Source organism: Streptomyces sp. NPDC054840, assembly GCF_053611065.1.
In genome coordinates, this window is record NZ_JBSGZP010000273.1 from 1 (window position 1) to 8,993 (window position 8,993).

The 8,993-nt window shown below is 69.4% G+C and carries 6 protein-coding genes; 2 read left to right on the forward strand and 4 right to left on the reverse strand.

The features are described from left to right. Positions 1 to 230 precede the first annotated feature (230 nt). From yjfF to ACWGIU_RS20130, 4 genes are all read right to left on the reverse strand, one after another. A complete protein-coding gene (gene yjfF / locus ACWGIU_RS20115) occupies positions 231 to 1,253 on the reverse strand; it encodes a galactofuranose ABC transporter, permease protein YjfF (RefSeq protein WP_453707638.1) in 1,023 nt (340 codons plus the stop codon). Further along, positions 1,250 to 2,350 carry an ABC transporter permease gene (locus tag ACWGIU_RS20120; protein WP_453707640.1) on the reverse strand — a complete coding sequence of 367 codons (1,101 nt, stop codon included), beginning with the start codon at positions 2,348 to 2,350 and terminating at the stop codon, positions 1,250 to 1,252. Before ACWGIU_RS20120 ends, yjfF begins: the two co-directional genes overlap by 4 nt. Beyond that, positions 2,347 to 3,906 carry a sugar ABC transporter ATP-binding protein gene (locus ACWGIU_RS20125; protein WP_453707642.1) on the reverse strand — a complete coding sequence of 520 codons (1,560 nt, stop codon included), beginning with the start codon at positions 3,904 to 3,906 and terminating at the stop codon, positions 2,347 to 2,349. The genes ACWGIU_RS20120 and ACWGIU_RS20125 overlap by 4 nt, the downstream gene beginning before the upstream one ends. 119 nt (positions 3,907 to 4,025) lie before the next feature. Continuing rightward, positions 4,026 to 5,024 carry an ABC transporter substrate-binding protein gene (locus tag ACWGIU_RS20130; protein WP_453707644.1) on the reverse strand — a complete coding sequence of 333 codons (999 nt, stop codon included), beginning with the start codon at positions 5,022 to 5,024 and terminating at the stop codon, positions 4,026 to 4,028. Between the two features lie 445 nt (positions 5,025 to 5,469). On the opposite strand from ACWGIU_RS20130, the gene araB reads away from it, so the two are divergent. Next, on the forward strand, positions 5,470 to 7,164 hold the full coding sequence (gene araB / locus ACWGIU_RS20135; RefSeq protein ID WP_453707646.1) for a ribulokinase: 1,695 nt from the start codon (positions 5,470 to 5,472) through the stop codon (positions 7,162 to 7,164). 83 nt (positions 7,165 to 7,247) lie between these two features. Continuing rightward, positions 7,248 to 8,759: an L-arabinose isomerase gene (gene araA, locus ACWGIU_RS20140; RefSeq protein ID WP_453707648.1), complete on the forward strand. Its 1,512-nt coding sequence runs from the start codon at positions 7,248 to 7,250 to the stop codon at positions 8,757 to 8,759. The last annotated feature ends 234 nt before the right edge of the window (positions 8,760 to 8,993 follow it).

The following is an 8,993-nucleotide window of genomic DNA, read 5'->3' on the forward strand; positions in this document are numbered from 1 at the left end:
GCGCGGGCCCGGCCGGGGAAGCCGAACCGCCACCTCTCCCCCGTTCTTTCATCGGCCGTGCGGAGGGGACGGCCCGTCCGCGGACCGGAGGCGGTCCGCCTGGGCTCAGCGGCCTGGTCTGCGGATTCATATACGTGTTCCATGGCGGTGTTCCCAAGCTGTGATCACGGCACTCGACCGCGGCGGCACGGACTGATGGCTGCTGGGCTGATGGGCAGCGGAGCCGGGTGTCAGCCGGCGGCAGGGCGGCGTCCACTCATCAGACGTTGCAGCACGATGAACACGAGCAGCAGGGCACCAATGACGATCCGGGTCCACCAAGAACTGAGCGTGCCCTGGAAGTTGACGACCGTCTGGATCATGCCGAGGACGAGCACGCCGAGGGCGGTGCCCAGGACGAAGCCGGAGCCTCCTGTCAGCAGCGTGCCGCCGATCACGGTGGCGGCGATCGCGTCGAGTTCCATGCCCATGGCGTGGAGGGCGTAGCCGGAGAGCATGTAGAAGGTCAGCAGCAGGCCGCCGAGTGCGGAGCACAGGCCGCTGACGGCGTATACGGCGATCTTGGTGGAGCCCACCGGAAGACCCATCAGGCGTGCGGAGGACTCATTGCCGCCCAGCGCGTACACGTTGCGGCCGAAGCGCGTGTGGTGCAGTACGGCGAAGGCGGTCACCAGCACGGCCAAGGCGATGACCACCGGGATCGAGACGAACAGTCCCCCCGGGCCGTACAGCCGGGTCTGCGCGATTCCTGCCGTGGTGGGGTCGCTGATGTTGATGGATTCGGTGCTGATCGTGTAGCAGAGGCCGCGGGCGAGGAACATGCCGGCCAGGGTGACGATGAACGGCTGGATCTCGAAAGTGTGGATGATCCAGCCCATGAGCGCCCCGCTCGCGGCGCCGACCATCAGGACCAGTGGAATGACGCTGGCCAGGGGCCAGCCGTGCGACTCGACCAGCCAGGCCGTGAGCATGGTCGACAGGGCCACCATGGAGCCGACGGACAGATCGATGCCGCCGGTGAGGATGACGAAGGTCGCCCCGACCGCGACGACCAGGAGGAATCCGTTGTCGATCAGCAGGTTCAGCACGACTTGCGCGGAGAGGAAGCCCTCGTAACGCACCGATCCGACGCTGAACATGACGACCAGCAGGACGGCCGTGACCATCAGCGGGATACGGGTGCGGGTGCGCGGGGACACGGTCGCGAAGGGGCGGGTGAGTCGCGCGGCGGCGCTCGCGATGCCGGTACTCATGCGCGTACCTCCTGCTGCTGCGGGGCGGCGCCCGCCGTGGTGTGGGAGCGGGGAGTGGGTGTCCTGCGGCGGCGCAGGACCTTGGCCCGGAAGGCCGGGGACTGCACGAGGCAGACGACGATGACGACGAAGGCCTTGAAGACGAGGGTGGTCTCGGGTGGGACGCCGAGGGTGTAGACCGTGGTGGACAGGGTCTGGATGATCAGGGCGCCCAGGACGGTGCCGCCGAGGGAGAAGCGCCCTCCGGTCAGGGCGGTGCCACCGACGACGACGGCGAGGATCGCGTCGAGTTCGATCCACAGGCCGGCGTTGTTGCCGTCGGCGCTGGAGACGTTGGAACTGATCATCAGCCCGGCGATGGCGGCGCACAGCGCGCTGAAGACGTAGACCAGGGCGAGCAGACCGCCGGCGCGGATGCCGACCAGGCGGCTGGCGGTGGGGTTGCCGCCCACGGACTCGATCAGCATGCCGAGTGCGCTGCGACGGGTGATGAAGGCGGTGAGTGCGACGAGGGCGGTTGCCAAGAGGACGGCGAACGGGAGGGTCAGCCAGTAGCCGCCTCCGATCATCTTGTAGGGGGCGCTGGTCACCGTGGTGATCTGGCCGTCGGTGATCAGCTGGGCGACGCCGCGGCCCGCGACCATGAGGATCAAGGTGGCCACGATGGGCTGCACCCCCAGTCCGGACACCAGGAACCCGTTGGCGAGGCCCAGCACGAGGGCGACGCCGAGCGCGAGGGCGACGGCCGTGAGCATGGTGGTGACGCTGCCGGGATGTGCGGCGGTGGAGATGTGCCCACAGGCGAGGGCACCGGCGATGGCGACGGTGGAGCCCACCGAGAGGTCGATGCCGCGGCTGGCGATGACGAGGGTCATGCCGAGCGCCACCAGGGTGAGGGGTGCGCCGAACTGGAGGATGTCGACGAGGCTGCCGTAGAGGTGGCCGTCGCGTACGCGGACGGAGAAGAAGTCGTGGTGGAACGCGAGGTTGCCGAGGAGCAGGGCGAGCAGAATGAGCGTTGGCCACAGCAGGCGGTGCCCGGCCAGTCGTCTCCCGATTCCGCCGACCGCCTTGGACTGGTCGGGCTGGGTGGTCATGAGTCCGCTCCGGTGGCGATGGTCGTGAGGAGGCGTTCGGGCGTGACGGTGTCGTCGTTCGCGAGGGTGGCCACCATGCGGTGGTCTCGGAGCACGGCGATGCGGTGGCTCAGGCGCAGGACCTCTTCGAGTTCCGCCGAGATGAACAGCACGGCGGTGCCTTCGCTCGCCAGGCGGGCCACGAGTTTCTGGATCTCCGCCTTGGCCCCGATGTCGATGCCCCGGGTGGGTTCGTCGAGGATCAGGAACCGGGGTGCGGTCAGCAGCCAGCGCGCGAGGAGGACTTTCTGCTGGTTGCCTCCGCTGAGGTGGCGTACTTGCGCTTCGGGGTCGGCGGGGCGGATGTCCAGGGCTTCGATCCAATGCCGTGCCAGTTCGTCCTGTTTCGCACGGGTTAGCGGCCTGGTCCAGCCGCGGGCGGCCTGCAGAGCGAGGATGATGTTCTCGCGGACCGTGAGCTCGCCCACCAGTCCTTCGGACTTGCGGTTCTCGGAGCAGAACGCGACGCCTCGGGCGATGGCGTGACGGGGGGTGCGCAGGAGCACCTTCTTGCCCTCGATGCTCACTTCTCCGGCGTCCGCGCTGTCCGCACCGAACAGGAGGCGCGCCACCTCGGTGCGGCCCGATCCCAGGAGTCCGGCCAGTCCGATGACCTCGCCGGCGTGGATGTCGAGGTCGTACGGTTCGATCGATCCTGTGCGGGTCAGCTGTCGTGCCTGGAGGAACGGCTCGCTGGTCGGCCGTTCGGCCGCTTCCTCGTGTGCACGGTCGGACAGCTGGTCGAGGGTGGCCAGTTCTCCGCCGATCATGCGCTGTACCAGCGTCACCGGAGTGAGTTCGCCGATGGGGTACTCGCCTTCCAGGTGGCCGTTGCGCAGGATGGTGACGCGGTCGCAGAGGTCGAATACCTGGTCGAGGAAGTGCGTGACGAACAGGATGGCCACACCGCGGTCCCGCAGGCGCCGCACCAGGGCGAAGAGCTGGGCGACCTCCTCGCGGTCCAGGCTGGAGGTGGGTTCGTCCAGCACGAGCACCTTCGCCGAGACGTCTACCGCCCGGACGATGGCGACCAGCTGCTGCACCGCCAGGGAATGCGAATCGAGCAGACTGGTGACGTCCAGGTCGAGGTCCAGTTCCGTCAGCAGCTCGGCCGCCCGCTGCCGCATCGCGGACCAGTGGACGAGACCGAACCGGCGCGGTTCGCGCCCGATGAGGATGTTCTCGGCGACCGAGATGTTCGGGCAGAGGTTGACCTCCTGGTAGACGGTGCTGATTCCGGCCTGCTGCGCCTGGAGGGGGTCCGCGAACGCGTGGGACCGACCGTCGACGAGGATGGTGCCGCCGTCGGCGGGGTGGACACCGGTGAGCACCTTGATCAAGGTGGACTTCCCGGCGCCGTTCTCGCCCATCAGGGCGTGCACCTCACCGGGGAAGAGCCGCAGGGCGACTCCGTCGAGGGCGAGCACGCCCGGGAACTGCTTGCGGATGTCCTGGGCTTCCAGGACCGGCCGTGGGCCGCCGGCGTCCGTAGGCCGCGGGGTGGACGGGGATGCCATCCGCCCTCCTCTCATGGGTGGGGGTGGTGGAGCGAGCTCCGGTGCCAGGCCTCGCGGGCCCGCGAGATCCGAAAGAGAGGAGCCGGGCCGGGCCTTCTGCGGCACCGGAACCTGCCGCGTCAGTAGTTCCGGGACGGCAGGGCGGCCGCGGCCTTGTCCTGCGGGAAGACGCCCTCCTGGGTCTCGACCCGGGTCGGCACGCTCTCCCCCGCCACGACCTTCTTGGCCAGCTCCATCAGCTGGTCGCCGAGCAGCGGGTTGCACTCCACCACGACGTTGATCTTGCCCTCGGTCATCGCGACGAAGGCGTCCTTGATTCCGTCCACCGAGATCACCTTGATGTCCGTACCGGGCTTCTTGCCGGACTCCTCGATGGCCTGGATGGCGCCGAGGGCCATGTCGTCGTTGTGGGCGTAGAGGACGTCGATGTCCTTCTGGGACTTCAGGAACGCCTGCATGACCTCCTTGCCCTTGGCGCGGGTGAAGTCGCCCGACTGCGAGGCAACGATCTTGAACTTGCCGTCGGCACGGATGACGTCGGCGAAGCCGGCCTTGCGGTCGTTGGCGGGTGCGGAGCCCGTGGTGCCCTGAAGCTCGACGATGTTGACCGGGCCCTGTTCGTTCGCGTACGCGCTGGTCAGCCACTCGCCCGCGGACTTGCCCTCCTTGACGAAGTCCGAGCCCAGGAAGGTCTTGTAGAGGGAGGTGTCCTTGGTGTCCACGGCGCGGTCGGTGAGGATGACCGGGATGCCCGCGTCCTTGGCCTCCTTCAGCACCGTGTCCCAACCGGACTCCACGACCGGCGAAAAGGCGATCACGTCGACCTTCTGCTGGATGAAGGTGCGGATCGCCTTGATCTGGTTCTCCTGCTTCTGCTGCGCGTCGGAGAACTTGAGTTCGATCCCGGCCTTCTTCGCCGCCTCCTGGACCGACTTGGTGTTGGCGGTACGCCAACCGCTCTCGGCGCCGACCTGGGCGAAGCCCATGGTGATCGCGCCGCTGGAGTCCGCCTTGGCCCCGGAGGCCGGGCCGGAGGCGGGGCCCTCGGTAGAGCAGGCGGTCAATGCCGAGGAGGCGAGAAGGGTGGCGGTGAGGACGAGAGCTGCTCTGCGAGCCATGACGGGTGTCCTTTCAGGGCGTACGGAAGAGGCGCCGCACGGCGGGAGCCGGGCTCGACCCCATAGGAACCCGGGGGCGCGCCGTCGCATTGTGAGCGCTAACAAGCCGCGTTCTCAACCCCCTTGCGCGCGTTACCTGTCCGTTACCACGTCGGGTGCGGCAACGAGGCGGGCCCCATCTTGTCGCGACGCCTCGGCCCCGGCCGCATCGCCCGGATGAGTCTCCATCCTCGATATGTCGACGGGCAGATCCACTCGGGCGCCCGGCCCAAACGGAGACCGTTGCGCCAGAGGAGCTCGCGTACGACCTACGCAGAGCTCTTGCCTATCGACATTGTTAGCGCTCACACTACGGGGGACCGCCCGGCCGACCGCCAGGATTGCGGGCGGCAACTCCACCTGCCGGGCCGCCTGCCGCCCCACGGCTCCTTCGAAAGGCACTCTGTTGACGTCACCCCATCCCCTCGCGCCCACCCCGCATTCCGAGGAATCGGAGCAGTACACGGTCGGCGTCGACTTCGGCACGCTGTCGGGCCGCGCCGTGGTGGTGCGGGTTCGCGACGGTCAGGAGCTGGCCGCGGCGGTCCACGCCTACCGGCACGGCGTCATCGACCGGCACCTGCCACACGGCGGTGCGCAACTGCCTCCGGACTGGGCCCTGCAACACCCCCAGGACTGGCGGGACGTACTGCGTCACGCCGTCCCGCAGGCCCTGGCGGCGGCGGGGATCGATCCCGCCGCGGTGATCGGCATCGCCACCGACTTCACCGCCTGCACCGTGCTGCCCACGCTGGCCGACGGGACTCCCCTCGCCGAGACGGAGCTCGCCGCACGGCCGCACGCGTGGCCCAAACTGTGGAAGCACCACGCCGCCCAGTCCCATGCCGACCGCATCAACGAACTCGCCCACGCCCGCGGGGAGAAGTGGATCGCCCGCTACGGCGGCCGGATCTCCGCCGAGTGGCAGTTCGCGAAGGCCCTCCAGGTCCTTGAGGAGGATCCGCTCGTCTACGCAACCTGCGCGCGGTGGATCGAGGCCGCCGACTGGATCGTGTGGCAGCTCACCGGAACCGAGTCCCGCAACGCCTGCACCGCCGGATACAAGGGCATCCACCAGGACGGCGCCTATCCGAGCGAGGAGTACCTGGCCGCGCTGAACCCCCGGTTCGCCGACTTCGCACGCACCCGCCTCGAATTCCCCCTCTCCGCGCTGGGCTCACGAGTGGGCTCGCTCAGTACCGAGGCAGCAGCGTGGACAGGGCTGCGCCCCGGCATCGCCGTGGCCGCCGGCAACGTCGACGCCCACGTCACCGCAGCGGCGGCCCAGGCCGTCGAGGACGGTCAACTGCTCGCCATCATGGGCACCTCCACCTGCCACGTCGTGAACGCTCCCGTCCTCGCCGATGTCCCCGGCATCTGCGGTGTCGTGGGCGGCGGGATCGTCGAGGGAACCTACGGTTACGAGGCCGGCCAGAGCGCGGTCGGCGACATCTTCGCCTGGGTACTGGGCCAAGGAGTCCCACCGGACTACCTCGCCGAGGCCGCCGACCGCGGCGAGGACCTGCACACCCTGCTGACCCGGAAAGCCGCCGGCCAGCCGGTCGGCGGACACGGACTGGTCGCCCTCGACTGGCTGAACGGCAACCGTTCGGTCCTCGTCGACCACCACCTGTCCGGAGTCATCGTGGGTCTCACCCTCGCGACCCGCCCCGAGGACGTCTACCGCGCGCTGCTCGAAGCCACCGCGTTCGGCACCCGCGTCATCGTGGAGGCCCTGGAGGCGGGCGGCGTACCGGTGTACGAGTTCATCGTCGCAGGCGGACTGGCCAAGAACGAACTGCTGATGCAGATCTACTCCGATGTGCTGCGCCGCCCAGTCTCCCTGGCCGCGTCCGACCAGGGCCCCGCCCTCGGGTCGGCCATCCACGCCGCCGTAGCCGCCGGCGTCCACCCCGACGTGCGAGCGGCCACCGCCGCCATGGGCCGCCGACGACCTGCCGTCTACACGCCCGACGCCTCCCGGGCCGACGCCTACGACGCCCTCTTCGCCGAGTACCGGCTCCTGCACGACCACTTCGCCGCCGACGGCCTGCTGCACCGCCTGAGGAACATCCGCGACACGGCTCACACCGCGGGCTGACCCCGCCCGCCGGCCGTTCCCGCTTCCCCACCCACGCCCGCCGCCCTCACCTCCGTTGCGGGACGTCACCTTCAGGAGTCCATGTGCCCAGCCAAACATCCCCCGCCCAGGAAATCTGGTTCCTCACGGGCAGCCAAGGCCTGTACGGGGAGGAGACGCTGAAGCAGGTCGCCCAACAATCACGCCAGATCGCCACCGCGCTGGCCGACGCCTCCGGCATTCCCGCGCGTGTGGCGTGGAAGCCGGTACTGACGGACGCCGACGCCATCCGCCGGGTGTGCCTCGACGCGAACGCCGACGACCGGTGCATCGGGCTCATCGCCTGGATGCACACCTTCTCGCCGGCCAAGATGTGGATCGCCGGACTGGACGCGCTGCGCAAGCCCTTGCTGCATCTCCACACCCAGTCGAACGTGGCCCTGCCCTGGGACACCATCGACATGGACTTCATGAACCTCAACCAAGCCGCCCACGGAGACCGCGAGTTCGGGCACATCCAGGCCCGTCTCGGCGTACCCCGCAAGACCGTGGCCGGCCACGTCACCGATCCGGTGACGACCGCACGCGTCGCGATCTGGGCGCGGGCGGCCGCCGCACGAGCCGAACTGGCCACCCTCAAGGTCGCCCGCTTCGGCGACAACATGCGCGACGTGGCCGTCACCGAGGGCGACAAGGTCGAGGCCCAGCTGCGCTTCGGCGTCTCCGTCAACACCTACGGCGTCAACGACCTGGTGGAGGTCGTCGACAACGCGGTCGAGACCGAGGTGACGTCCCTGGTCAAGGAGTACGAGGACCTGTACGACCTGTCGCCGGAACTGCGCCCGGGAGGCGAGCGGCACGGCTCGCTGCGCTACGCGGCCCGCATCGAGGTCGGCCTGCGCACCTTCCTCGAGAACGGCGGCTTCGGGGCCTTCACCACCAACTTCGAGGACCTGGGCGGACTGCGCCAGCTGCCCGGCCTCGCGGTCCAGCGGCTCATGGCCCAGGGGTACGGCTTCGGAGGAGAGGGCGACTGGAAGACCGCCGTCCTGCTGCGCGCCCTCAAGGTGGCCGCCACCGGCCTCCCGGGCGGCACCTCCTTCATGGAGGACTACACCTACGACCTGACAGCCGGCAACCAGCTCATCCTCGGCGCACACATGCTGGAAGTCTGCCCCACCATCGCGGCCGCCAGGCCCAGCTGCGAGATCCACCCCCTCGGCATCGGCGGGCGGGAGGACCCGGTGCGCCTGGTGTTCGACGCGGCCCCCGGCCCGGCCGTGGTGGTCGGGCTCGCCGACCTCGGCGACCGCTTCCGCCTGATCGCCAACGACATCGACGTGGTGGCACCCCCTCACCCGCTGCCCGCCCTGCCCGTTGCCCGCGCGGTCTGGCGGCCCCACCCCGACCTGCGGACCTCCACCGAATCCTGGCTGACGGCCGGAGGACCGCACCACACCGTCCTCAGCACCGCCCTCACCTCCGACCACCTCGACGACCTGGCGGAAATGCTCCGCCTGGAACTCGCCCTCATCGAGGAGGCCACCACCCCGAAGCAGTTCCAGCGCGATCTCCGCTGGAACCAGGCGTACTACCGACTGGCACTGGGACTGTGAACCAGTCGAAGCCCAGTCCGGTCCGCGCGGCCGGGCACCGGCCGACCGGCCCCGACGCCCGTCACCACCGGCCCCGTCCCCCAGCAGGACAGGACGACCGGGCGACGCAGCGAAGGTGACGCGACGGATCGAAGGCGGTCGCATCGCCGTGCGGCGCCTCCAGCGCTGCCCATCGACCCCAAATCCCCGACTTCTGCTCTTACGGACCATGGAGTTCGCCATGCCGGTTCACCC

Coding starts and splice junctions, on each gene's coding strand:
- ACWGIU_RS20120 (WP_453707640.1), bottom strand. CDS start 2,350: ATGACCACCCAGCCCGACCAGTCCAAGGCGGTCGGCGGAATCGGGAGA.
- ACWGIU_RS20130 (WP_453707644.1), bottom strand. CDS start 5,024: ATGGCTCGCAGAGCAGCTCTCGTCCTCACCGCCACCCTTCTCGCCTCC.
- yjfF (WP_453707638.1), bottom strand. CDS start 1,253: ATGAGTACCGGCATCGCGAGCGCCGCCGCGCGACTCACCCGCCCCTTC.
- ACWGIU_RS20125 (WP_453707642.1), bottom strand. CDS start 3,906: ATGGCATCCCCGTCCACCCCGCGGCCTACGGACGCCGGCGGCCCACGG.